This is a genomic window from Actinopolymorpha singaporensis (genome assembly GCF_900104745.1).
In the GTDB taxonomy this organism is placed as follows: Bacteria; Actinomycetota; Actinomycetes; order Propionibacteriales; family Actinopolymorphaceae; genus Actinopolymorpha; species Actinopolymorpha singaporensis.
This window is the reverse complement of the sequence record NZ_LT629732.1, coordinates 2,679,561-2,701,776: the sequence shown is the minus strand read 5'-3', so window position 1 is coordinate 2,701,776 and position 22,216 is coordinate 2,679,561. Positions and strand designations below refer to the sequence as shown.

Genomic DNA, 22,216 nt, shown 5'->3' with positions numbered 1-22,216 from the left:
TTCGCGACCATGCGGATCCAGGTCGTCACGATCAACCACGGCACCACGGACTACGCCGATCTGTTTCTGCGGTCGCTGATCGCCCACCATCCCGACCGTTCCGAACTGCGTGTCCTCGTGCTCGACAACGACTCCGGAGACGTACAACGGCTGGACTGGGCGCGGCGGTTCGGCGTCCGCATCCGCGCCTCCGGCTACTCGCTCGACGCGTCCGTCAACACCCATGGCGAGATCCTGCGCGACGCCGTGCTCGCCGAACCCGACTGCGACGCGTACCTCTTTGCCGACAGCGACGTCTGCTTCGTCAGCGACGACACCCTTGGCGCCATGGCGCGTGAACTCGACAGCACCCCCGACGCGTTCGCCGTCGAAGCCATCTGGGCAAACGAGGACGACACCGGTTCGACGTCGACTACGGCGACCGCGTTCATCCGTTCTGTGTGCTGGTACGCAACGATCCGCCGTTCCGCTCGACGGTCGAACTGCTGGGCCTGTCGCCCGCGATGACCCAGTGCGTTCGGGGAGCGATGTTCTGGGACACCTTCGGCCTTCTCACCCAGGTGATGAGGACACACGGCAGATCCTGGGCGCTCTCGAGCCGGCGGGTGGTCCACTTCGCGGGTGTGAGTTGGCAATCCGAGTACGCCGAGGACAAGGCAGCCCGCAGAGACACGCTGCTTGGCCGCTACCCACTCGATCGCCTACGGTCAGGCGGATGACGACGCATGCCGTGCTGTCGGAATCGGCGTACTGGCAGATCCTGCGACCCGGGCAGGCGCTCACCGAAGGACATCTGGCGCTGCGACCGAAGGACGGCGCTCCGATCGACCGTTCCGACGTCGCGACCGACCTCCTGCACGCCTACCGCACCTGCCGGGCGGGCTTGCATGCGGCGCTCGGGTGTGACGGGTTCGGGGTGAGCTTCGCCTGGTCGTGGGTCCCGCGCGGCGACGGGATCGGCGAGCCGCGGGCCGAGTGGGACCAGCCGACGATCCACGTCTTCGGGCGGGCTCCGAACGAACGGGTGAAGCCGGTTCGGGTGATGGCGCTGCCGGCCCACGAACGCGTCGCGGCCCTCCCGGCTCCGGAGCGGATGCGGCTCGACTGCCGGCTGGCCACCGCGTTCGCTGCGGCGGGTGCCGACGCGGGGCCCGGCCCCGACCTCCAGGCGAGTCCGGCAGACTGCGACGGCTGCGTGCCCGAGGTGGCCCGGGACCAGGAACTCTGGCGTGCCGACGAGGTACGCGTCATCCGCCCTCGCCGGCCGCTCACGGAAGCGAACCTTCTCGTACTCCCGATGCGCCACGTGGCGAGTCCTGCATCGCTGCTGCCGGACGAAGTCCTGTCGTACGCGCGTCGCCTGCGGGAGGTGCGCGCCTACTTCGCCGGAAGGTTCGGCTCGACCGGACTGAGCTGCTTCCTCAACGACGGCGCTCGCGCGGGCCAGGAGACGCCCCACGTCCACGTGCACGTCTTCGGGCGCTCGGCCGACGAGTCACGGAACCCGTTCGAGGTGCTCGCCCGCCGCATCGGAATCCGTTCCACGCCCTGACGTCCTGACGTGCAGGGTCATCTCGAATCCGGCCCGTTCAGCGCATTGCTCCCCTCGCGGCAGTGCTCTCGGCGCGCCTCGAACCTGCCGGGCAAACGGCCAATCGCCTGCGCCTCGCCGTACGCGGCGACCACAATACTGATCAGCTTCGCAGTACGGGCGACCCGCAGGGGGTGCGCCGCCGAATCCCTATCTGGAGGACATCGTGGGTGAGGCACGCGTTCAGCCCGGCGCGGATGTCGACGAGCGTGCCACGCTCGGCGAGGACACCACCGTCTGGCACCTGGCGCAGGTGCGCGAGCACGCTGTCCTCGGCAGCGACTGCATCGTGGGGAGAGGCGCCTACGTCGGGCCCGGCGTGCGCATCGGTGATCGCGTCAAGCTGCAGAACCACGCGCTGGTGTACGAACCCGCTGTCCTGGAGGACGAGGTGTTCGTCGGCCCGGCGGTGGTGCTGACGAACGACCTCTACCCGCGATCGACGGACGTGGACGGCAAGCTCAAGCGGCCGGACGACTGGGATGCCCAGGGTGTCACCGTGCGCAGGGGCGCCTCCATCGGTGCGCGTGCCGTCGTGGTCGCCGGGCGCACCATCGGGCGCTGGGCACTGGTGGCCGCCGGCGCGGTGGTGACCAGGGACGTGCCGGACTTCGCCCTCGTGGCCGGAGTTCCCGCCCGGCGGATCGGCTGGGTGGGACGCTCCGGGGAACCGCTCGGTCCGCTGGGAGATTCCGGCTCCGGCGTACGTCAGTGGCGTTGCCCTCGCACGGGCGAGCTCTACATGGAACGTGACGGATACCTGACGTACGAGCAGCCGTGACCCGAACGCGGGAACGAGGCCGCTGTCGGCCACCCCCGCGGCGTACGTCACCTCGATTCTGCTGCTCTGCGTGACGATCCGATCCGATTACCCGAAAACGCCTCCGTCGAGCCAGACAGTGCCCGAAGATCGTCGCAGTGCCCGGGCAGTCGGTCCTGACCCGGCATATTCACCTCCCACTTCGCGACCCGGCGAACGACGGAGTGTGCCCGAAGCATGCCCGACAACGACCGAAACACCTCGCTGAGAACCACTGAGAACGACTGAGAACGCAGCAAGAGGGGGAACTTCGATGAAGCCCATCGGCCTGGCGGTGATCGGCGCCGGCTACTGGGGCCCCAACCTGGTACGCAACGCGCAGGCGACGCCGACCCTGCGGCTGGAGTGGCTGTGCGACCTGGACACCGACCGCGCCCGGTCCGTCCTCGGCCCCTACACCACGGTTCGTACGACCGACTCCTACGAACAGGTGCTCGCGGACCCGAACGTCGCGGCCGTGGCCATCGCGACTCCGGCCGCCACCCACTTCGACCTGGTGCGCGCCGCCCTGGAGGCGGGAAAGCACGTCCTGGTGGAGAAGCCGCTCACGCCTTCCTCGGCGGAGGCCGCGAAGCTGGTCGATCTCGCCGAGGAGGCGGGGCTGACGCTGATGTGCGACCACACCTACTGCTACACCCCGGCCGTCCGGAAGATCCGTGAGCTCGTGCACGGCGGTGAGATCGGCGAGGTGCAGTTCGTCGACTCGGTACGCATCAACCTGGGGCTGGTGCAACCCGACGTTGACGTGCTGTGGGACCTCGCGCCGCACGACCTGTCCATCCTGGACTTCGTACTCCCGCAGGGGATGCGCCCGGTCGCGGTGGCCGCACAGGCCGCCGATCCGATCGTCGCCGGACGTGCGTGCGTCGCCTACCTCACGCTGTGGTTCGCCGGGGAGACGATGGCGCACGTCCACGTGAACTGGCTCAGCCCGACGAAGATCCGTACCACAGTCATCGGCGGCTCCCGGCGCACCATCGTGTGGGACGACCTGAACCCGCAGCAGCGGGTGTCGGTGCACGACCGCGGCGTGGATCTCACGCCGGCTTCGCGCCTCGCGCCGGACGAACGCCGCGCAGCCCTGATCTCCTACCGCGTCGGGGACATCCAGGTACCCGCGCTGCCGGAACGGGAAGCGCTGCGGTCGGTGATGGAGGAGTTCGCCACGGCCATCCACGAAGGCAGGCCCGCGTTGACGGACGGGCGAGCCGGCCTGCGGGTCGTCCGGTTGCTGGAGGCCGCGTCGCGCAGCATCGCGGCCGGCGGATCGAAGGAACTCGTCGAGGGGGACAGCTGATGATCGAGGGAAGCCGCTGCCTGGTCACGGGGGGCGCGGGCACGATCGGTTCGACGATCGTGGACCAACTGGTGGCGGCGGGGGCCGCCGAAGTGGTGGTGCTGGACAACCTGGTGCGCGGACGGCGGGACAACCTGGCCGCCGCCCTGGAGTCCGGCCGGGTGAACCTCGTCGAGGGCGACATCCGCGACCGCACACTGCTGCGATCGGCGATGGCCTGCACCGACCTGGTGTTCCACCAGGCGGCGATCCGGATCACCCAGTGCGCCGAGGAACCGCGGCTCGCACTGGAGGTACTGGTCGACGGCACGTTCGAGGTGATCGAGGCGGCCGCGGACCTGGGCGTGCGCAAGGTGGTGGCCGCCTCGTCGGCGTCGGTGTACGGGCTGGCCGAGCAGTTTCCGACGCCGGAAACCCAGCATCCGTACGACAACGACACCTTCTACGGCGCGGCGAAGGCGTTCAACGAGGGCATGCTGCGCAGCTTCCACGCGATGCGCGGCCTGGACTACGTGGCCCTGCGCTACTTCAACGTGTACGGCCCGCGGATGGACATCCACGGCCTCTACACCGAGGTGCTCATCCGCTGGATGGAACGCATCGAGTACGGCAAGCCCCCGCTGATCCTCGGTGACGGCCTGCAGACGATGGACTTCGTCTACATCGACGACATCGCGCGGGCGAACCTGCTGGCCGCACGGGCCGACGTGACCGACCAGGTGTTCAACATCGGGTTCGGCGCCGAGACCAGCCTGCGCGAGCTGGCCGAGGCCCTGATGCGGGTGATGGATGCCGAGGATCTCGGGCTCGAGTTCGGCCCGGCGCGCGCGGTGAACGGCGTGAGCCGGCGGCTGGCCGACATCTCCCGTACCCACCGGGCGCTGGGCTGGAAGCCCGAGGTCGACCTGGAGGAGGGCCTGCGCCGGTTGGTGGCCTGGTGGAGAGCCGAGCGGCGGGTCCCTGCGTGATCGTCTACTTCTCCGGCAGGGAGTTCGACGGAGTCGCTGGTACCCACCGACTCATGGCAGAACATCTGTCGGCGTGGCATCCCGTGCTGTACGTCGACCCGCCATGGTCGGCTCTCACCCCCTTGTGGTACCGCCTTGCGGAGCTTCGAGGTGCGGCCATGAACCGCACGAAAGTGCGGGGTCCGGTGCTACGACAGGAGAAACCGGGTCTGTGGCGGCTGGTGCCGCGCGTGCTCCCGGGGGCCCAGCGTCCCGGCATGCACCACGTCACCGCCTGGTTGACCCGTGTGAAGGTGCGGCGGGCGGTGGCAAAGCTCGGACAGCCCGTCACGGCGGTTGTGGCCGCTGTGCCGGACAATCTGCTGACCACATTTCCAGGGGTCCCGACTCTGTACTACGTGACCGACGACCTCGCGGCCGGCGCGGAGTTGCTCGGTCTCCCGCGCGAACGGCTGCTCGCCGGGGAGCGACGGCAGGCGGAGAGTGCCACGACGATCGCAGTGGTATCCCCTGTGCTGGGAGAACGATTCGCCGCGATGGGCTTCGACGCGACCGTAGTCCCCAACGGATGTTCGGCGAGCGCCTACGAAGGGGTCGACGATCTTCCCTGGCCGGACGACATTCCAAGGTTCGACCGCCCGGTCGCCGGCTTCGTCGGACATATCAACGGCCGGCTCGATCTGGGCCTGCTGGAGGACATCGCCGACGCCGGACATCCGCTGTTGCTGGTCGGTCCGCGACATTTCTCCTGCCCGGCGGAGCGGTTCGCCGCGCTGACCGCGCGCCCGAACGTGGTCTGGACGGGTATGCGACCGCACACCGAACTGCCCCGCTACATGAGGGCGATCACGGTGGGCCTGACGCCGTACGTCGTGGACGATTTCAACCGGGCGAGCTTCCCGCTGAAGACGTTGGAATACCTCGCGGCCGGCCGGTCGGTGGTGTCGACGTCGCTGCCCGCCACGGACTGGCTGCGTGAGGACGCCGAAGGAGCCGCCCTGATCAGGGCGGAGTCGTCGCGCGATGCGTTCGTGAAGGCGGTCCACGAGGAACTGGCCGCCTCGGCCGGTCCTGACCGGGCAGACCTCGCCGTGCGTCGTCGGGCGTACGCCGCACGGCACGACTGGATGCACCGGGCCCGCGAGGTCGCGGGCCTGTTGAACCAAGTGGGGGGACCACATGATTCCGGTGATCAGGCCCGTCCTGGGCGATGAGGAGGCCGCTGCCGTCGCGGAGGTGGTGCGCTCCGGCTGGGTGGCGCAGGGCCCACGCGTCGCGGCGTTCGAGCAGGCGTTCGCGGATCGGATGGGCGCGGCGCACGGCGTGGCCACCTCGTCGTGCACGACCGCGTTGCACCTGGCGCTGCTGCTGGCCGGGGTGGGGCCCGGCGACGACGTGGTGGTTCCGTCGCTGTCGTTCATCGCCACCGCCAACGCCGCCCGCTACGTGGGCGCGGAACCGGTGTTCGCCGACGTCGACCCGACCACCGGCAACCTCACCGCCAAGACCGTCGAGGCGGTGCTCACCGAACGCACCCGCGCGGTGATCGCGGTGGACCAGGCCGGCGTTCCGGTGGACCTCGACGAACTTCGTGCGGTGTGCGACGCGCGCGGAATCCCGGTGGTCGAGGACGCCGCGTGTGCGGCCGGCTCGGTCTACCGCGGCCGCCCGGTCGGTACCGGAGCCGAGTTCGCCGCGTGGTCCTTCCATCCGCGCAAGCTGCTGACCACCGGCGAGGGCGGCATGCTCACGCTGGCGTCGGAGGAAGTCGCGCGGCGGGCGCGGCGGCTGCGTGAACACGGGATGAGCGTCAGTGCGGCCGACCGGCACGCCGGCGGCACCGTCGTCATCGAGGAGTACCTCGAGACCGGCTTCAACTTCCGGATGACCGACCTGCAGGCAGCGCTGGGCCTGGTCCAGCTCACCCGGCTGACCGGGGTGGTCGAGCGCCGCCGTGACCTGGCGGCCCGCTACCAGCGGCTGCTCGCCGACGTGCCCGGCATCCACACTGTGCGCGATCCGCTGTACGGGCGGACCAACTACCAGTCGTTCTGGATCGTGCTGCCGGAGGACTTCCCGGTCGGCCGGGACGCGCTGCTGGAACGACTGCTGGCGGCCGGCATCTCCGGCCGGCGCGGCATCATGGCCGCGCACCGGGAACCCGCGTACGTCACCTCGGCGTCGGGCCGGACGGCCGACCTGCCGGTGACCGACCGGCTCACCACCCGGTCCCTGATCCTGCCGTTGTTCCACGAGATGACCGAGGAAGAACAGGATCGCGTGGTGCAGGTCATCGCCACCGCGGCCGGCCGATGAAGGTCCTCGTCTACCCGCACGCCATGGGGCTCGGCGGAAGCCAGCTCAACGCCGTCGAACTCGCCGGGGCCGTCCGTGACCTCGGCCACCAGGTGACGGTGATCAGCGAGCCGGGCCCACTGGTGCAACGGGTGGTTGACCTGGGCCTGGAGCACCTGGAGCTGCCCTCCGAACGACGGCGCCCCTCCCCTACCACCGTGCGGCGGTTGCGTTCCCTGATCGACGAACGCGGGTTCGAGGTCGTGCACGGGTACGAGTGGCCGCCCGGTGTGGAGGCGTACTTCGCCACCAGGCGTAGGCGCGACGTCGCAGCGACGTGCACGGTGATGTCGATGTCGGTCGCGCCGTTCCTGCCGGCCGACCTGTCGCTCGCCGTGGGTACCGCGCAGATCCGGCGGTCCGTGCTGGAGCAGCGTTTCCGGCGGCGTGCCGGCAGAAGTCGGCACTCCGGCGGCGGTTTCGACCCCGGCCTGGTGAACCTGCTCGAGCCGCCGGTCGACCTGGTTGCCAACCGTCCCGGGCATCCAACCGATGTGTTCCGTGCGCAACACGGGCTTGACGACCCGGCCGACGCCCATCTACTGGACCTGGTGGTGGTCTGCCGACTGGTCCCGGAGCTGAAACTGGAAGGTGTCCTGACCGCCGTCGACGTGGTGGGCGACCTGGCCAGGGAGCTGCCGCTGCGGCTGGTGGTCGTCGGCGACGGACCGGCGCGCGGGCAGGTGGAGGCCCGGGCGGCCGACGCCAACGAGCGGGCGGGCCGCCGCGCCGTCGTACTCACCGGCGCCCTGGACGACCCCCGGGCCGCCTATGCGGCGGCCTCGATCACCCTCGGCATGGGCGGCTCCGCCCTGCGTTCGTTGGCGTTCGGACAACCCCTGATCGTGCAGGGCGAGGACGGCTTCTTCGAGCTACTGACCCCGGAGTCGAGCCGGACGTTCCTGCACCAGGGGTGGTACGGGCTGGGCGGCGACGGCGCAGCGGCCCTGGAGCGGATCCTGCGCGACCTCGCCGCCGACGAGGCCCGGCGCAGGGACCTGGGCGACTTCGGCCTGAAGCTGGTGACCGAACGTTTCAGCCTGGGAGGCGCCGCTCTCCTCCAGGAAGCCATCTACCTCGACGCGCTGGAACGCGCGGCCGGCGGCAGCCGGCCGCGCGTGGAGGCGGTACGCACGATCTCCGGGGTCGTCGCGTACAAGGTGCGCCGACGGTACAAGCGGCTTCGCGGGACCGTGGCCGCCGACGACTTCAACCAGCTGAAGGAGCGGGGGAACCAGCGGTGAGGAGGTTGGCGATCCGCGACGAGGATCCGTTGTTCGCCCGGGCGTTCCGGGCAGTCGGCTGGAGCTTCGTCAACACCGCCGTGTCCCGGCTGGGTACCCTCGCCATCGGCATCGCGCTGGCCCGGATTCTGGGCCCGCACGAATTCGGTGCGTTCGCAGTGGCGATGGTCGCTCTCCTGGCCATCATCAGCTTCAACGAACTCGGCGTCTCCCTCGCGATCGTGCGCTGGCCGGGCGACCCGAAGGAGATCGCGTCGACTGTCGCGACGATCTCGGTGGTCACCAGCGTGCTCATGTACGCGGCCTGCTACTTCGGCGCGCCGGCGTTCGCTGCGGCGATGGGCGCGCCGGACGCGGCCGGCGTGGTTCGCGTCCTGACGTTCAACGTCGTGATCAACGGGCTGGTGGCAGCGCCGGTCGCCCTTGTGCAACGCGAGTTTCGCCAGGACCGCAAGATGATCGCCGACCAGGTGAACAACTGGGCGGGTGCGGCCGTGTCGATCGCGCTCGCGCTGGTCGGCATGGGCGCGATGAGTCTGGCGGTCGGCCGGCTCGTGGGCGCGCTGAGCTCCGGTGTTCTGTATGTGCGCTTCTCACCGCAGCCGTTGCGGTTGGGGTTCGACGCCGGTGTGGCCCGCAGGCTGCTGAGGTTCGGCCTGCCACTGGCGGGGTCCAGTCTGGTGCTGTTCGCGGCGGGAAGCATCGACCAGTTGGTCGTCGGCAGGATGCTGGGCGCGACTGCCCTCGGCTTCTACGTCCTCGCGTTCAACCTGTCGAGCTGGCCGGTGCAGATGTTCTCCCAGCCGGTGCGCGGAGTCGCCCCGGCGGCGTTCGCCCGGCTGCAGGGGGACCTGCCCGCGATGCGGCGTACGTTCCTGTCCACGGCCGGGCTGCTCGCCGGGCTCACGTTGCCGGTATGTCTGTTGCTGAGCGGCGCCGCCCAACCACTGATCCGCTTCGTGTACGGCGATGTCTGGTCCGCCGCGGCGCACGGACTTGTGTGGCTCGCGCTGCTCGGCGCGTTCCGCATCCTGTTCGAGCTGATGTACGACTACTTCGTCGTGCTGGCCCGCAGTCGCGCGGTGTTCACCATCCAGCTGCTCTGGTTGGTCGCGCTGGTGCCCACGTTGGTCGTCGGCGCGCGGCTCGGCGGCATCGCCGGGGTGGGCGCGGCGCACGTCCTGGTCGCGGCGGCGCTCGTGCTCCCCCTCTACCTGTGGGAACTGCACCGCCACGGCATCCGGCTCGCCGCCGTCAGCAGGGGGCTCGGCCTACCGGTGCTGGTGTCCGTAGGGGTGGGTGGAGCCGCCGTCCTCGCCCACCGGATGATCCCGTTCGACCTCCTGGCACTGGCGTCGGCAGGCGTGGTCGCGGTGGCCGCGGTGGCCGCCCTGCTGTACCGCATGCGCGGCCTGTTCGCCGACCTGAAAACGATGGAGCAACCCGATGCCGGCACGTGATCTGCTGATCGTCGGCAGCGGCGGTTTCGCCCGCGAAACCGCCCAGCTCGCGGCCGTCCACCCCGGCTGGCGGCTGCTCGGCTTCTGCGACGACGCACCGTCGACCCACGGCACCGTCGTGGACGGGGTGCGAGTGCTCGGCCCGGTCGAGGACTCGGTCCAGGACACGGCCCGGCGTACGGACGCGCAGCTTGTGGTGTGCGTCGGCAAACCAGGCGACTACGGCAGCCGCGCCCGGATCGTGGCTCGGCTGGACCGTCTGGGAGTCCGGGCCGATCGGTACGCCACCCTGGTCCACCCGACGGCCTCGGTCGGGCCGTCGTGCACGCTCGGTCCCGGCTGTGTCCTGCTGGCACAGACGGTCCTCACCGCGTCCGTGCGGCTTGGTGCACACGTCGCGGTGATGCCGCACGTCACGCTCACCCACGACGACGTGGTGGAGGACTTCGTGACCGTCGCGTCCGGCGTACGCCTCGGCGGTGGCGTGCGGGTCGGCACCGGGGCCTACATCGGTGCCGGCGCGCTGGTGCGGGAAGGGCTGCGCATCGGGCCCGGATCCCTTGTGGGGATGGGTTCTCTGGTCCTCACCGACGTACCGGCCGAGCAGGTCTGGGTCGGCTCGCCCGCACGCTTCCTACGCACCACGTAAGCAACATTTTCTGGGGGATGACATGAGCGACACGACCACTGTTCCGTTCGTCGACCTGCGTGCGTCGCATGCCGAGATCGACGCCGAGATTCGCGCCGGCTTCGACCGGGTGCTGGCGGCCACGGCGTTCGTGAAGGGCCCGGACGTCGCGGCGTTCGAGGACGAGTACGCCGCATTCTGCGGAGTCGCGCACTGCGTCGGGCTGGGCAACGGCACCGACGCGATCGAGCTCGCACTGCGGGCCGCCGGGGTGGGCCCGGGCACCGAGGTCGTCGTACCTGGGAACACCTTCGTGGCCACCGTCGAGGCGGTCGTACGTGCGGGTGGCCGGCCCGTCCTCGTCGACGTGGACAAGGACACCCTGCTGATGGATCCCGAGCGCGCGGCGGCGGCGATCGGTCCGAGGACACGGGCGATCGTGCCGGTCCACCTGTACGGGCGGCTGGCGCCGGTCGCCGACCTGCTCGACCTCGGTCCCACGGTGGTCGAGGACGCGGCCCAGTCACAGGGCGCGATCCGCGACGGACGCCGGACGATCGGCGCGATCGCGGCCACCAGCTTCTACCCAGGCAAGAACCTCGGCGCCTACGGCGACGCCGGTGCCGTGGTGACCGACTCCGCCGAGCTCGCCCGCGCCGTGCGGCTCCTCGCAGACCACGGCAGCGAACGCAAGTACGTCCACGAGACGCTCGGGTTCAACTCCCGGATGGACACCCTGCAGGCCGTGGTGCTGCGGGCCAAGCTGCGCCGGCTGCAGCGGTGGAACCGGCAGCGTGCCGACGCCGCCGCACGCTACACCGAGATGCTGGCCGGGCTGCCGGGACTGGTGCTGCCCGAGGCAGGCTCTGACGGTGAGCACGTCTGGCATCTGTACGTCGTGCGGGTGCCCGACCGGGAGCGGGTCACCGCGGTGCTCGGTGAGCTCGGGGTGGCGTACGGCATCCACTACCCGGTGCCGGTCCACCTGACCCCGGCGTTCCGCTCGCTCGGCCACGCGGCAGGCGACTTCCCCGTCACCGAGGAGGCCGCCGGGCAGATCCTGTCGTTGCCGATGTTCCCGCAGATCACCCTGTCACAACAGGAACAGGTGGTTCAGGCCGTACAGAAGGCGCTCGCCTGACCCGAATCCCGAACCTGGGATGTACGGCAACGCGGCCGCGCAAGCTCGCGCGGCCGCGTTGCCGTTGCCGTTTCTGCCACACACGCGAGGGTCTCCGGCCCGAGGACCGAGGGCGGGGCGGTGGTGACGCTCCTGACAGCTCAGCTCTTCCGGTGCCGGCCCGGACGTTGCCGGCTTGTCGCCTGTCTCCTCCACTGCGCCGGGTGCCCTCTGTCCCGGCTCGTGGCCCTGTGCGTCCTCTGCGGTTCCTCCGACACGCCCTCCGGCTCAGTCTCCGGCTCGGTCTCCCGCCAGTACCGCGGCTCGACCAACGGCTCAGGTCGGGGCTGGATGGGGGTTCTGGGAAGCGAGCCGAGTGCTTCTGCGAAGCGCGGCTCAGGCACGGCGGCGGTTGTCTCCGACAACCCGGCCGTGGGGTTCTCCCTGGCCAGCCGCCACAGGGCGGCGCAGCAACCCAGCATCAGGAACGTCAGGTTGGTGACCATCGGGAAGCTCAGCGCGTCGAACGTCCCGAACGAGAACCCTGCGACCGCCATCGTCGCCGCGAAGCACTGCGCCAGGTGGCGTACTTCCGGGTTGCTGCTCGCCCTTCGCGCGCCCCGCGCCAGCAGCCAGCCCGCCGCGAACAACGCGAGCAGCGCTGCCAGGCCGACCAGGCCGGTCTCCACCACCGAGCCGAGGTACTGGTTGTCGAGGATGCGGTACGTCATCGGCAGGTAGGTGCCCAGCCCTTGGCCGAACCACGGCCGGTGGGTCACCGCCGCCAGCACCGCGCCGTAGTCGTCGGTACGAGCGGTAGTACTGGAGTCGCTACCGATCGACGTGACCAGGTTGCGGATGGTGCCCATCAGGCCGGGCACCACCGCCTGCATGGCAACGGTTCCACACCCCAGCACGATCAACACGACCGCGCGGATCTTGCCCGACCAGACCGGAACCATCACCACGGCCGCCACCAGCACCCCGAGGATCGCCGAGCGGGAGACCGTCATCGGAATCGTGGCCAGCAACAAGAAGACCTGGATCCGGTGCCGCCAGACCGTGCCCGGCCTGGCGTGCAGCAGACCGTGCAGCGCCAGCGGCAGCAGCATCGTGAGCACCACGCCGAGTTCGATGGGGTGCGTCGCGGTCGCCATCGGCCGGTTGAACTCGTCGCGGCGCAGGACGCTGGAGGAGTCGGAGTTCGCCGTCAGTCCGGGCACCGCGAGGTAACCCGCGATGTCGATCCCGCTGAAGAACTGCACGAGCCCCAGTGCGGCGACGATCGACCCACCGGTCACCAGCCGCCTGCGCAGCACCTCCAGACGTTCCAGGCGGGAAATGCCGTCGGCGGCCAGCAGCGCGATCCCGGCCCAGCCTGCGGCGAGGATCAACCCGCGGTCTGCTCCGTTGATCTCGAGGGCCGGCCTGGGCTCGGTCTGCATGGCCGCATAGCTGGCGAGCACCGACCCGACGAAGAACACCACGACCGTACGCAACGGCTGACGACCGCGCACAGGCGTGGTGTGTGGAGTGATCAGGGCGCTGAGATACCACAGCATGCAGGCCACGGCCATCAGCCCGGCCGGGGTGCCGGCCGCCCCGAGCGGGCCGACGACGTACCTGCTGGGCAGCAGCATGAGGACTGCGACGAATACGCTCAGTACCGTAGCCGGATCGATTCGGCTGACCAGGGCCTGGCCGACCCGGCCGACCCGGCCGAGACCCGCAGGCGACCGCTCGGAACGCGACCGGTGACCGGTCAGCGGAGCGACGAGCAGGCTGGACAACACCCGGCTCAATGGTCTCGCTCCGGGGATCCGGCTCGGGGTGGAACGACCGGCGCACGGCCGGACCGTACGAGATGGTCGGATCGGGTCGCGCGGGCAGGCCCGGATGGGCCACTCCAGCCCTTTGCCGCATGAGTGCTCACCACAGGCGGGCGGACCGGCGACCGGACGTCCCCCTGCGCTCGGGTGGAGGCCTGCGGCGTGCGCCGCCGCCTCGCCGCCATCGCCTCCGCGGACAGGGGCACCACGATCGTGAGCACCAGCCCCGCGAACAACGCCATCGCGAGCGTACGAAGCTTGCCCTTCGCCTGTCGGGTGGGTGGCGTCGTGGAGACGTCACTGATCCTGATGCGGGCCTGGCTCTCCACTCCCGCCTCGGACTGGATCCGGGCCAGCCGCTGCACGACGTGCTGGGTGACGGCGGCCTGGGTGGCACGCACGTTCGCCGGGTCGGAACCGGTCACGTCGATCGACAACACCGGGCCTGCCGAGTCGGGCGGAACCATCACCTCGTACTTGGAGGTGAGCTTCCTGGCCTTCATCTGGTCGACGACGGTGTCGGACATGACTTCCCGGCCCACGACCTCGGCCGTGACCTTCAGCGATCCGTCGAACACCAGGTACGGGTTTCCGCCCGCCTGCTTGGACAGGTAGGCGGAGGAGAGCAGCACCACCGAGGACTGGGCTTCGTAGCTCCAGGGGAGGACGACGTAGCCGGCCACGACCCCCGCAATCGTCAACACCAGAAGCGGTAGGGTCAGCATCCATCTCCGTAGCAGGATGCTCACCGAGTCGAGCAGGTCCACCAGGCCCCCCTAGCTGTTGCCCGTGTTGTCGATCTCCCGACAAGATCGCGGGCCATCACCGATGATACGAAGAGCGCGGTTCGCGACTGGGCGAAAGAGCAATTCCCGGTGCGAATCGCGGTGTTGCGAACGGCAGGTACGGGCGTTGGGGGAACCATGACCTTGCGGGACATCTGGACGGCCGCCTTCCGCCGGCCCGTGTGGGCTCTGCTCGTGGCGGGGCTGTGCGGACTGTGGAGCTTCCTCCAGCTCACCGCACCGACCGTGTACGAGGCACGGGCCGTGGTCACCCTGCTCAGTCCGACGACGAAGTTCCCGCGCAATGCCTACGCCAGCTTCACGCCGGGCTTGGTGATGCTCGCCGAGGCCTCCGCGCTGTCCGCTACCAACCCGGCCACGCGCGACCTCATCCGCCGCGCGGGCGGCACCGGTGACTACTCCGTGGTGCTCGACAACCGCGGCAACGAGGAGCTTCCCATCCACGACCAGCCGTACCTGTGGGTGTCCGCCCGGTCCACCGACGCAGGCGAGGCCCAGCGCACACTGACCGCCACGATGGGGGTGCTGCGTACGCAGCTTCGGGAACGTCAGGAAGCCGCCGGGGCCTCCACCGCCTCGTTGGTCACCTGGCGAGTGACCGGTGGTGGTGATGGCCCCGTCGCAATGCGCGGCAGCCGGGTCCGGCAACTGGGCGGGCTGGGCCTTGTCAGCGTGCTGGTCACCGCCTACGCCGTTGTGCTGGCCGACCGGAGGATCTGGCGGCTCCCCCGGCCGTTCCGGCTTCCACAGCGGCAGGCCGGTTAGCCGCACCGAACCGCCTTCTGGAACACCTCGTTCACTCCGCCGACGATCCGGGTTGACCGGCCCTAGGCCGGCGCCACCCGTTGGGTGTCGTCCCGCTCCCACTCCCGGTCCGGCGCCTTGGTGGGCTGGACTCGCGCGAGCAGGACGAAGGCGGCGTAGACGACGGCGTCGGCCAACGCCCCGATGCTGCGCACGGAACTCAGCAGGACCCGCAGGCCACCGATCTGGACGGACGACGCCTCGACGATGCCCGCTGCGGCCAGCGCGGCCGGCCCGCGGCGGACCCGGCGAAGCGTTCGCAGCAGCGCCCGCGCCGTCCGCGGGCAACGCACCACCGCAGCGCCCGTCGTCCCGAAGGTGATCTCGGCCCTGTCGAACCTGCTGTCGACGTAGACGTCGTCGGCCACGACCTCCGGGAACCGGCCGACCCGGGCATGACCCGCCTCGGTCAGCGCGTACGCACCCGCACCCCACAGGTGGGCCGACAGCTCGGGCATCCTCTCCCGGGCCCGGTAGTAGGCCCGGACGAGCGCGCTGCAGTCGACGGTCAGGTAGCGGCTGCGCGGCCGGCCGGCCAATGCACCGGGCATGGACAGCCGCTCGAGCAGTTCGGCCACCGCGTCCGTGCCGATGGTGATGTCGGCGTCCAGATAGAGCCGCGGCCAACTCGTCGCCGCCTCGTCCCCGGCGTTGAGCGCGGCCGTCTTCGACCCGCGGGACAGCTCGATCACCTCGACGCCCGGGATCGCCCGGGCCAGCTCGGCCGTACGGTCGGTACAACCGTTCGGCACGACGATCACCTGCAGGCCCCGGCTCATCAGTGGGCACAGCGGCTCCAGCGTGCGCAGAATGTTCGAGCCCTCGTCGTGAGCCGGGATGATCACACTCCCCCGCACCTCACTGCTCACTGGCCGGCTCCCCGGATGCCGGCGACGAGGTCGGACCAGGACGAACGGTCGATCAGATACCGCAGCGACGCCCGGTGTCGCTTCTGTGACAGCCGGAGCAGCGACGCCAGGACCAGGGTCACGCGGAAGGCCGCCGCAGGCGCGGCACCGTGCCAGGCCTCGTAGTAGCGCACCTTGTTCACGGCGAGGAGAGCTTCGAGCCGATCCGAGACCCCCGAGCCGCCACGTCGGTGCTGCATCGTGGCGTCCGGCTCGAACCACACCTCCGCGCCCATTTCACGGACCCGGCGCAGGAAGTCGACCTCTTCGGAGTACAGGAAGTACGACTCGTCCCAGCGGCCGACCTTCGACGCCAGGTCGGCGTCGACGAGCATCGCCGCACCCGTGCCCCAGTCGATGGCGTGCGGCTGCCGGTAACGGCGCGGATCGAGTTCGATCTCGCTGAACAACCCTGACCGCCCGCGCAGCCGCTCTCCGAACAGGCTGTCGCCGACCACTCGCGGCAGCGACGGCTCACGGCGGATCGAGGCGTACAGCTCACCGTTCGCCTCGAGCAGTCGCGGCAGCACCACACCGACGCCCGGACGGGCGAGTCGCTCGCGCAACGTACGCACCGATCCCGGCGCCAGCTCCAGGTCCGGATTGACGATGAGCACGGCATCCGCCGGCCGGGCGTACTCGAGCGCGACGTTGATCCCACCCGCATATCCCGGATTGGCGCCGGTGGCGACCGCGATCACGTCCGGGTGGCGGCTGAGCCGGCTCACCGTGTCGTCGGTCGAGGCATTGTCGACCACGATCATCCGCATCGACTGGTCGTCGAGCTGGCGGCGGACGGAACTGATCAGCGGCTCGATGTCGTCCGCGCTGTTGTGCGTCACGGCGATCACGGCGACGTCGACGTGCGAATGGGCCGGCGAGAACTCCCCGGTCGGCGTTGTTCGCGGCAGCACCGGGTGCTTGGACATGGCCGGTTCGGAGAAGTAGGTCGTCGCCATCTTCACGTAGCTGTCCCGCCGCAGGGACACATACGCCGGCGGGCCCTGGATCAGGTATCGCCGGGTCAGTCGACGTGGTTCGTTGGCCAGCCGCCATGCCCACTCCAGACCGTGATCCGCGATCCAGCCCGGTGCCCGGTTGACCCGGCCGGCGAGGAAGTCGACCACGGCCCCGAAGGCCAGACAGACCGACGCACCCGACTCGTGGGCGTGGGTGGCGATCCAACGTTCCTGGCGCGGCTTTCCGAGACAGACGGCGAGGATGTCCACCCCGGCCGCTCGGATGTCGCGCGTCAAGCTCGCTGCGGCGTCCTCGTCGCCGAGCTGACTCCGCGTCGGCGCCCAGTAACCTCCGACCCGCAACCGCGGCCAGCGTTCGGCCATCACCGGCGCCAGAGCTTCGTGGGTTTCGGGTGAGCCGCCGAGGAAGCCGACCGAGAGGCCCCGCCGCTCGGCCTCGTCGAGCAGCGGCCAGATCATGTCGCTTCCGGCGAGCCGCGGCCACAGCCGTCCGGTGAGTTCACCGGCCCGGCGGACCAGCGGTGCCCCGTCCAGCAGGGTCAACCACTCGACCCGCCCGTCGATCGAAAGGTTGATCACTCGTTGACGCTGGAGTCGAGCGGAGGTACGGCCGGAACCGAAGTGATGCAGGTGGTCGAGATTCGCCGAGACGACGGCGAGCACGTCCTCGTGCGGAGTCACCGCGTGGTCGATGATCAGCGAGACCGCGTCGTTCTCGTCCAGCAGATCGGTCGTCACCCCGGCCAGCTGGACGCGCGGCCAACTGCTCGGCAGCGGTCGCGACCTGTGCTCGACGCGGCGGAGGGTGCGGATCTTCACAATCGGTTCTGCACTCATCAGAACCCCCGTTCTCTCAATTGCTCGAGTTCCTGCTCGGACCCACGCGGTCGTCGTCCCTCTTCCCGACCGCTGCGCCGCCGCGCTGCCGTCATGACTGCCTCACCACCACCAGGGACCTCGTGACGCAGGCGACCTTCTCGCTGTGCTCGCGAGCAGCGCCGGTCGACTTTCGACGGCTGGTCAGGACCGTGTCGCGGGTCATGGGGTGGGGCTACTCCTGCTCTGCTCTGTCTGCCTCGAAAAGACCGACCGGCCAGTCGACGCGGGATACCGCAGGGAGTGGTCAGGTCGGCGGGTTCGGCGCGGTGGCGCCGTCGCCCGGGTGCCCGGTAGTTGCCCGTCGAAACCGAGCGGACACACCGCGTCGAGGAGGTTGCGAACTGCTCCCGAACATGCGGAGTGCCGGGGATCTCGACCCGTCACTCCGTATGTAAGAACGGCCCGAAGGGCTTGCGCACCAAAGTAGTGGGAACGATCCCAGCCTGTGCGGGAACGGCGAAAGATCGTCTACCGTCGGGCGTCGGAGGCTGTTGCTCGGCCTCACGGGCGACTCGACGAGCGGCACGACGCCTTGTCAACGCGTGCCTGCACACTGCCGGACGACGGGACTCACCAGCAGGCACAGGTGCCGGACCCTTCGCCCGGCGGCACTTTCGAAGTGAGGTCACAGCGCTCCCCCCAGATCGCTGAGGCGAGCATAGGCGAGAATTCGATCAACCGAGCCGGAAAATCGGCACAAGGTCGGAAACTGCTGACCTACTCTGACGTTCTGTGCCGTATCGCTTCGCGAAGCGCCCTTACACCGCTACGGTCCGCCGACGTCTCCGGCCAGCCGCAGCCACTCCTTGACGGCGTCGCGGGCCACCTCGGGAACACCGCGTCCGTCGGTCTCGACGCAGAAGTCCTCGATGTCGTCGCGTTCCAACTGCGCCGACAGATGCGCGGCCCGTCGCGTCAGCTTGTCGAGGTCCGCTCCGCGTTCGCGTCCGCGACGGTCGATCCGAGCCGCCAACTCCTGCCGGCCCGCACGCAACCGGCACAGAACTGGAACGGCGTTCGGAACCGCGCCCGCATACAACGCGAGACGGTCCCGTGACTCGATCACTCCGGCGGCCAGCACACATCGCGCCCCGGCGGCTCGATAGTTCTGCCACATCGCGGCGAGGTTGCGCGCCTTCATCCGCTCGTTGTACGGGTCGTCTTCGGGAACGGGCCAGCAGGCACCGAGAAGGTCGAGGTCCACGAAGGCCGGCCAATGCCCGCTGTCGACGAGCCGGCCGAACATCTCCCACGCCACCGTCGTCTTGCCGACGCCGGGCGGGCCGGACAGGAACAGCATCGGCACCGGTCGAGCGCGCATGGCCACGACCGTATCCGCCTCCTGTGCGTACACACGATGCGTTTTCCGACCTGACACGTTGCGGACCCCGGTCTCAGGTGGTCTTGACGTCGAGGGGTTCCGTCGGGTCGGGTGGACCGGCGAGCCGCCCACCCGACCCGACGGGAGAACCATGCCGCACCGCGACGAGGATCGTTCTGCTGCCGAGCCACCGCAGCCGGCACGGTTCGGTCCGATCCGCGAGGTCCCACCCTCCGGCGTGTTACGGGCGATGCCCGGGTCCGGATCGGCCACCACATGGCGGAGCGACCGGTTCGGAGGCGACGAGGACCGCTATCCCAACGGCGGCATCTGGCGGTTCACGGCGGACCCGTTGAGTCCCGAGCCGTCCGGCGTTCCGTTCAGCACGATGGTGAAGCGCACCGGGCCCGGTCACCTCGGCACCGATCCGGTGTGGCGAGGCAGGCCCGATCCGGGAGACCCACAGTGGTGGGGACGGGAGGCCGCGTTCTACGAGTCCGACCTCGCCACCTCCGGATGGGCTCCCGGCGTACGAGCCGCGCGCTGCTACGCCGTCGACGACCACGACGGTTGCCGGGACGTGTGGCTGGAGACGGTGGACGTCCCGGCGACCATGGACATCTGCGTACGCGCCACGGCCGGCCTGGCCCGGTGGCAGGTCGCCACGGCCGGCGCGGAGCACCCGTGGCTGTCGGAGGACTGGATCCCCACCCACGTCCGCCGCCGCGGCCTGGACAACGCCCGCACGCTGGCGCATCCGGCCTGGCCGTCGGCGATCGAGCGTGGTCTCGACCCGGATCTGCGGGACGCGGTCGCGGACCGCACCACCGACCCGGCGGAGATTCGCCAACTGCTGCAGGGGTTTCCGCACGTCCTCACCCACTACGACTTCCACAACGCCAACATCGGCACCGTCGGGGAGGATGTGGTGATCATCGACTGGGCGTACGTCGGCCGGGGCCCGGTCGGGCACGACGCCGGTCACCTGGCGGCGGATGTGGCAGGTCGCGAACTGCCGCCGGACAAGGTGTGGGACCTCCTGCGGTCGGCGTACTGCGACGCCCTGACCGAGGCGGGCTGGGCCGGTGACCTCGCAGTGGTCCGTCGTTCGATGACGACGTCGAACGCCCTGCGGCTGGGTTGGCAGATCGACCACGTTCTCAGCATCGTCGACGACCTACCCGACGACGCCATCCCCATCGCAAACGCCAGACTGCGTCTCTTCGCCGAGCTTCAGTCCTCGCCGGAGATGGCTCGGGCACGCTGACGGGGCCGCTCAGTCGACCGCCTCGTACCAGTAGGTGAGGGTGTCGGCGGCGGCGCCTCGCTCGGCGACGTCGTTCGCCGCGGCGTTCCCCGCGTCCTCACACTCAGGGATGAACGTGAACACCCCGTGCCCCCGGAGCCCGACCAGTTCGCCGGTGGCCGACCCGGGCACGACCTCCCAGCGTCCGTGAACAACTCCCCTCGCCGTGGTGTATCCCTGCGCGGTGAGTACGAACGAACCCGGCCGGCCATCGAGCGCACCGTCGAACCGCTCGATGCCGGTGAACGTGTCGGTCCCGTCCCGGCGTACCACCCGCACGTGGTCGGCGACTCCGTTCCCGGCGAGGGACCCGGTGAACTCCTCGGTGAGCACCGTCGACACCAGCGAGATCCCGCTGTCGTCCGCCGGGCTCACGACCCTGCGGTCATAGTCGACGACCACCACCGTGCTCTGGCCACTTCGCTGACGCTCGGGGTTCTCGACTGCGCTCGGCATGCGATCCAGAATTACGCCAGTCACTGGCAACTGTCAACGAGGAGCACTTTCGGTGAGCACGGGTGGTACGGAGCGGCCGGCCGGCCTTCGGGAGCGCAAGAAGGCGCTCACCCGGACCACGATCGAGGACGTCGCCCTGCGAATGTTCACCGAACGTGGATACGAACCCGTGCGACTGGACGACATCTGCTCGGAGGCGGCGGTCTCCCTGCGGACGTTCTTCCGCTACTTCGGCGCCAAGGAGGACCTCGTCTTCGACCGGCTCCGGGCGCGGCTGGTCCTCGCGCGCCACCTCCTGGACGAGAGGCCGGCCACCGAGTTCCTGCCGGAATCCGTGCTGTTCGTGATCGAGCAGACAGCCGCGGAGTACGCAGCCGAACCCGAACGGGAGTTGACACGACTTCGGCTCGTGTCGGACACACCGGCACTTCAACTGGGACTGCACACGGTGTTCGCGGGATTCGAGCGGTGTGTGCGCGATTTCGCTGCCACCCGCATCGGCGTCGGCGCCGCGACACCGCGGCCGCGGCTGCTCGCCGCCACCACCGTGAGCGCCTTTCGGGTGGGCCTGGAAATGTGGACGGAGGGCGATGCCACGGCACACCTGCCCACCCTGGTCGCACACAATCTCGCGATTCTTCGAGGCGATCCTTTCGCCACGACCGGACCCGAGGGGGGCGCGGAGGATTGAGCGCGACTTCAGCTCGCACCCCCACCGCCCTCACTGTCAAAACCAGCTTGACGGGCGCCACACGTCTGTTTCAGGAGTCCGTCACAGCCTGTCTTTGGCGTCCTTGATCCCCACCACCATCACCAACGCCGCCACGGCCAGCGCCACGGCCATGAGGGTGGTGTGGTGCGCCTGGAACGCCCAGAGTGCAAAAGCGAGAGTCGCTATCCAGTAGATTCCCCACCGCGTCATGTCAACTCCACTGTCCACCTTGCTTGCATGGTGACACCGGGACGCGGTCGGCGCTACGTTTTTACCGACTACGCGGCTGACAGATGGCGCAGGTTTTCCTCTTCCTTGTCCTCGTGCTCGTAGCTGCGCAGGCCGTTTCCGAGGGCGACGAACGTAGGCGCCCATTCGCCGACAAAAATCCCCCAGCGGTCGGCGCGGTCGAGAGAAGAGCCCCTGCGTCGAAGTGACATTCCCCTCCTGTAGGCACGCCCTCTGCCGGAGCCGATCCTGCGACTCAGCTCCTCACCCCTCTTGTACGACAGAAACCACGACCCGACGGCCAGGCCGACGCTGGCGATTCCGGCGATGTACATGTAATCGGACTTCACGCCCAACTCGTGGAGCTTGCGTAACACGTCGATCCCCCGTTCAGCCGATCACGGTGACGAGTCCGCTCTCGCCGGACTCTGCCTCCTTGCTACCACGCGGAGCCGCGCACGGAAGGGGTTGACAGACCCTCGCCACAAGACCTATACAACTGTC

General features: G+C 69.6%; 22 protein-coding genes. 14 read left to right on the top strand and 8 right to left on the bottom strand.

All coding sequences use genetic code 11. From position 1 onward, the window contains the following. The first annotated feature begins 9 nt into the window (after window positions 1-9). The 11 genes from BLU27_RS12260 to BLU27_RS12210 all read left to right on the top strand — a co-directional run bounded on the left by BLU27_RS12260 (window position 10) and on the right by BLU27_RS12210 (window position 11,504). The gene (locus BLU27_RS12260; RefSeq protein WP_092653394.1) at window positions 10-507 is read left to right on the top strand and encodes a glycosyltransferase family 2 protein; all 498 of its coding nucleotides are present in this window, start codon (window positions 10-12) and stop codon (window positions 505-507) included. Window positions 508-715: 208 nt separating this feature from the next. Beyond that, window positions 716-1,552, top strand: a complete 837-nt coding sequence (locus BLU27_RS28985; RefSeq protein ID WP_157728493.1) for an HIT family protein — start codon at window positions 716-718, stop codon at window positions 1,550-1,552. 205 nt (window positions 1,553-1,757) lie between these two features. Then, entirely contained in the window at window positions 1,758-2,372 is a 615-nt protein-coding gene (locus BLU27_RS12250) for an acyltransferase (protein ID WP_197681806.1), read from the top strand. A 292-nt stretch (window positions 2,373-2,664) separates the two neighbouring features. Beyond that, complete coding sequence (locus BLU27_RS12245; RefSeq protein ID WP_092653390.1) at window positions 2,665-3,708, top strand: Gfo/Idh/MocA family protein; 1,044 nt, start codon at window positions 2,665-2,667, stop codon at window positions 3,706-3,708. Continuing rightward, window positions 3,708-4,676: an NAD-dependent epimerase/dehydratase family protein gene (locus tag BLU27_RS12240; RefSeq protein ID WP_092653388.1), complete on the top strand. Its 969-nt coding sequence runs from the start codon at window positions 3,708-3,710 to the stop codon at window positions 4,674-4,676. The genes BLU27_RS12245 and BLU27_RS12240 overlap by 1 nt, the downstream gene beginning before the upstream one ends. A gap of 158 nt (window positions 4,677-4,834) precedes the next feature. Next, window positions 4,835-5,890, top strand: coding sequence for a glycosyltransferase (locus BLU27_RS12235; RefSeq protein ID WP_172804941.1), 1,056 nt, complete (start codon window positions 4,835-4,837; stop codon window positions 5,888-5,890). Then, window positions 5,856-6,992 carry a DegT/DnrJ/EryC1/StrS family aminotransferase gene (locus BLU27_RS12230; RefSeq protein WP_092653384.1) on the top strand — a complete coding sequence of 379 codons (1,137 nt, stop codon included), beginning with the start codon at window positions 5,856-5,858 and terminating at the stop codon, window positions 6,990-6,992. The genes BLU27_RS12235 and BLU27_RS12230 overlap by 35 nt, the downstream gene beginning before the upstream one ends. Beyond that, window positions 6,989-8,275: a glycosyltransferase gene (locus tag BLU27_RS12225; RefSeq protein ID WP_092653382.1), complete on the top strand. Its 1,287-nt coding sequence runs from the start codon at window positions 6,989-6,991 to the stop codon at window positions 8,273-8,275. Before BLU27_RS12230 ends, BLU27_RS12225 begins: the two co-directional genes overlap by 4 nt. Then, window positions 8,272-9,735: a lipopolysaccharide biosynthesis protein gene (locus BLU27_RS12220; RefSeq protein ID WP_197681805.1), complete on the top strand. Its 1,464-nt coding sequence runs from the start codon at window positions 8,272-8,274 to the stop codon at window positions 9,733-9,735. Before BLU27_RS12225 ends, BLU27_RS12220 begins: the two co-directional genes overlap by 4 nt. Further along, window positions 9,722-10,384 (top strand): acetyltransferase, encoded by a 663-nt coding sequence (locus BLU27_RS12215; RefSeq protein WP_092653380.1) that lies wholly within the window; start codon window positions 9,722-9,724, stop codon window positions 10,382-10,384. Before BLU27_RS12220 ends, BLU27_RS12215 begins: the two co-directional genes overlap by 14 nt. A 22-nt stretch (window positions 10,385-10,406) precedes the next feature. Continuing rightward, a complete protein-coding gene (locus BLU27_RS12210) occupies window positions 10,407-11,504 on the top strand; it encodes a DegT/DnrJ/EryC1/StrS family aminotransferase (protein WP_092653378.1) in 1,098 nt (365 codons plus the stop codon). Window positions 11,505-11,644: 140 nt separating this feature from the next. Here BLU27_RS12210 and BLU27_RS12205 read toward each other — a convergent pair whose 3' ends face one another. Together BLU27_RS12205 and BLU27_RS12200 are read right to left on the bottom strand one after the other, a co-directional pair. Beyond that, on the bottom strand, window positions 11,645-13,276 hold the full coding sequence (locus tag BLU27_RS12205) for an O-antigen ligase family protein (RefSeq protein ID WP_092653376.1): 1,632 nt from the start codon (window positions 13,274-13,276) through the stop codon (window positions 11,645-11,647). 5 nt (window positions 13,277-13,281) lie between these two features. Further along, the gene (locus BLU27_RS12200; RefSeq protein ID WP_157728489.1) at window positions 13,282-14,037 is read right to left on the bottom strand and encodes a hypothetical protein; all 756 of its coding nucleotides are present in this window, start codon (window positions 14,035-14,037) and stop codon (window positions 13,282-13,284) included. Between the two features lie 198 nt (window positions 14,038-14,235). Between BLU27_RS12200 and BLU27_RS12195 the strand changes: the two genes are divergently transcribed. Continuing rightward, complete coding sequence (locus BLU27_RS12195) at window positions 14,236-14,883, top strand: hypothetical protein (RefSeq protein WP_092653372.1); 648 nt, start codon at window positions 14,236-14,238, stop codon at window positions 14,881-14,883. Window positions 14,884-14,945: 62 nt separating this feature from the next. Here the strand turns inward: BLU27_RS12195 and BLU27_RS12190 are convergent, their stop codons facing one another. From BLU27_RS12190 to BLU27_RS12180, 3 genes are all read right to left on the bottom strand, one after another. After that, window positions 14,946-15,791 carry a glycosyltransferase gene (locus tag BLU27_RS12190; RefSeq protein ID WP_092653370.1) on the bottom strand — a complete coding sequence of 282 codons (846 nt, stop codon included), beginning with the start codon at window positions 15,789-15,791 and terminating at the stop codon, window positions 14,946-14,948. Then, window positions 15,788-17,647 carry a WecB/TagA/CpsF family glycosyltransferase gene (locus BLU27_RS12185; RefSeq protein WP_092653368.1) on the bottom strand — a complete coding sequence of 620 codons (1,860 nt, stop codon included), beginning with the start codon at window positions 17,645-17,647 and terminating at the stop codon, window positions 15,788-15,790. Before BLU27_RS12185 ends, BLU27_RS12190 begins: the two co-directional genes overlap by 4 nt. 808 nt (window positions 17,648-18,455) lie before the next feature. Then, on the bottom strand, window positions 18,456-19,010 hold the full coding sequence (locus BLU27_RS12180) for an AAA family ATPase (RefSeq protein WP_157728487.1): 555 nt from the start codon (window positions 19,008-19,010) through the stop codon (window positions 18,456-18,458). 250 nt (window positions 19,011-19,260) lie between these two features. Here BLU27_RS12180 and BLU27_RS12175 point away from each other — a divergent pair, with 250 nt between their 5' ends. Next, window positions 19,261-20,277, top strand: coding sequence for a phosphotransferase (locus BLU27_RS12175; protein WP_206744650.1), 1,017 nt, complete (start codon window positions 19,261-19,263; stop codon window positions 20,275-20,277). A 9-nt stretch (window positions 20,278-20,286) separates the two neighbouring features. On the opposite strand, the gene BLU27_RS12170 is transcribed toward BLU27_RS12175, so the two are convergent. After that, window positions 20,287-20,772: a DUF3224 domain-containing protein gene (locus BLU27_RS12170; protein WP_092653361.1), complete on the bottom strand. Its 486-nt coding sequence runs from the start codon at window positions 20,770-20,772 to the stop codon at window positions 20,287-20,289. A 52-nt stretch (window positions 20,773-20,824) separates the two neighbouring features. Here BLU27_RS12170 and BLU27_RS12165 point away from each other — a divergent pair, with 52 nt between their 5' ends. Next, entirely contained in the window at window positions 20,825-21,463 is a 639-nt protein-coding gene (locus tag BLU27_RS12165) for a TetR family transcriptional regulator (RefSeq protein WP_197681804.1), read from the top strand. Window positions 21,464-21,544: 81 nt separating this feature from the next. Here the strand turns inward: BLU27_RS12165 and BLU27_RS28980 are convergent, their stop codons facing one another. Both BLU27_RS28980 and BLU27_RS12160 read right to left on the bottom strand, forming a co-directional pair. Further along, complete coding sequence (locus BLU27_RS28980; RefSeq protein WP_157728485.1) at window positions 21,545-21,712, bottom strand: hypothetical protein; 168 nt, start codon at window positions 21,710-21,712, stop codon at window positions 21,545-21,547. A gap of 50 nt (window positions 21,713-21,762) precedes the next feature. Then, a complete protein-coding gene (locus BLU27_RS12160; protein WP_197681803.1) occupies window positions 21,763-22,062 on the bottom strand; it encodes a hypothetical protein in 300 nt (99 codons plus the stop codon). Window positions 22,063-22,216: the final 154 nt, after the last annotated feature.

Coding starts and splice junctions, on each gene's coding strand:
- BLU27_RS12180 (WP_157728487.1), bottom strand. CDS start 19,010: ATGCGCGCTCGACCGGTGCCGATGCTGTTCCTGTCCGGCCCGCCCGGC.
- BLU27_RS12185 (WP_092653368.1), bottom strand. CDS start 17,647: ATGAGTGCAGAACCGATTGTGAAGATCCGCACCCTCCGCCGCGTCGAG.
- BLU27_RS12215 (WP_092653380.1), top strand. CDS start 9,722: ATGCCGGCACGTGATCTGCTGATCGTCGGCAGCGGCGGTTTCGCCCGC.
- BLU27_RS12175 (WP_206744650.1), top strand. CDS start 19,261: ATGCCCGGGTCCGGATCGGCCACCACATGGCGGAGCGACCGGTTCGGA.
- BLU27_RS12240 (WP_092653388.1), top strand. CDS start 3,708: ATGATCGAGGGAAGCCGCTGCCTGGTCACGGGGGGCGCGGGCACGATC.
- BLU27_RS12230 (WP_092653384.1), top strand. CDS start 5,856: ATGATTCCGGTGATCAGGCCCGTCCTGGGCGATGAGGAGGCCGCTGCC.
- BLU27_RS12245 (WP_092653390.1), top strand. CDS start 2,665: ATGAAGCCCATCGGCCTGGCGGTGATCGGCGCCGGCTACTGGGGCCCC.
- BLU27_RS12200 (WP_157728489.1), bottom strand. CDS start 14,037: ATGCTGACCCTACCGCTTCTGGTGTTGACGATTGCGGGGGTCGTGGCC.
- BLU27_RS12195 (WP_092653372.1), top strand. CDS start 14,236: ATGACCTTGCGGGACATCTGGACGGCCGCCTTCCGCCGGCCCGTGTGG.
- BLU27_RS12210 (WP_092653378.1), top strand. CDS start 10,407: ATGAGCGACACGACCACTGTTCCGTTCGTCGACCTGCGTGCGTCGCAT.
- BLU27_RS12225 (WP_092653382.1), top strand. CDS start 6,989: ATGAAGGTCCTCGTCTACCCGCACGCCATGGGGCTCGGCGGAAGCCAG.
- BLU27_RS12260 (WP_092653394.1), top strand. CDS start 10: ATGCGGATCCAGGTCGTCACGATCAACCACGGCACCACGGACTACGCC.
- BLU27_RS28985 (WP_157728493.1), top strand. CDS start 716: ATGACGACGCATGCCGTGCTGTCGGAATCGGCGTACTGGCAGATCCTG.
- BLU27_RS12170 (WP_092653361.1), bottom strand. CDS start 20,772: ATGCCGAGCGCAGTCGAGAACCCCGAGCGTCAGCGAAGTGGCCAGAGC.
- BLU27_RS12235 (WP_172804941.1), top strand. CDS start 4,835: ATGAACCGCACGAAAGTGCGGGGTCCGGTGCTACGACAGGAGAAACCG.